This window comes from Trabulsiella guamensis ATCC 49490, assembly GCF_000734965.1.
In the GTDB taxonomy this organism is placed as follows: Bacteria; Pseudomonadota; Gammaproteobacteria; order Enterobacterales; family Enterobacteriaceae; genus Trabulsiella; species Trabulsiella guamensis.
This window is the reverse complement of the sequence record NZ_JMTB01000172.1, coordinates 1-1,023: the sequence shown is the minus strand read 5'-3', so window position 1 is coordinate 1,023 and position 1,023 is coordinate 1. Positions and strand designations below refer to the sequence as shown.

Below are 1,023 nucleotides of genomic sequence, written 5' to 3'. Positions count from 1 at the left end.
CATCACCTCCACTTCTGTCGTGTGGAACGCGCAGGGCAGCACTGACGCCCAGGGCAACGTGGACGTCACCATGACCAAAAACGCCTATGCTGATGTGGCGACCGACAGTTCGGTCAGCAGCGTGGCAACCGCGCTGGATGCGGGCTACACCAACAATGAGCTGTACAACAGCCTCAACGTTGGTTCGACCGCTGAACTTAACAGCGCCCTGAAACAGGTGAGCGGCAGCCAGGCGACGAACGTGTTCCGCGAAGCACGGATGCTGAGCAACCGCTTTGACATGCTGGCCGACGCGGCCCCGCAGGTGAGCAGTGGTCTGGCATTCAACGTGGTGGCGAAAGGCGACCCGCGTGCCGAACTCGGCAAAAGCACCGACTACGATATGATGGCCCTGCGTCAGAAGCTCGACCTCACGGACAGCCAGAACCTGACGATGGAGTACGGTATCGCGCGCCTCGACGGCAGCGGCAGCCAGAGTGCCGGTAACAACGGCATCACCGGCGGTTACAGCCAGTTCTTCGGCCTGAAGCACCAGATGGCGTTTGACAACGGCCTGAGCTGGAACAACGCCCTGCGTTATGACGTGCATAACCTCGACAGCAACCGTTCCGTCTCCTACGGCGACACGAACAAAACCGCTGACAGCAGCGCGAAACAGCAGTATCTGGAGTTCCGCAGTGAAGGGGCGAAGACGTTTGAACTGAGCGAGGCACTGACCGTCACGCCGTATGCGGGTGTCAAACTGCGCCACACGCTGGAAGACGGCTATCAGGAGCGTAACGCCGGAGACTTCAACCTGAACATGAACAGCGGCAGTGAAACGGCGGTGGACAGCATCGTCGGGATGAAGCTGGATTATGCCGGGAAAAATGGCTGGGGAGCGAGCGCCACTCTGGAAGGCGGCCCGAACCTGAGTTATGCGAAGAGCCAGCGCAGCGCAACACTGGCGGGTGCCGGAAGCCAGCGCTTTGCGGTGGACGACGGCCAGAGCGGCGGCGGTGTTAACAGTCTCGCGACGGTGGG

The 1,023-nt window shown here is 61.1% G+C and carries 1 protein-coding gene; it reads left to right on the top strand.

Annotated elements, in window-relative coordinates:
- Positions 1–1,023: autotransporter outer membrane beta-barrel domain-containing protein (locus tag GTGU_RS23355; protein WP_038163572.1), on the top strand; the 1,023-nt coding region annotated here is incomplete at both ends.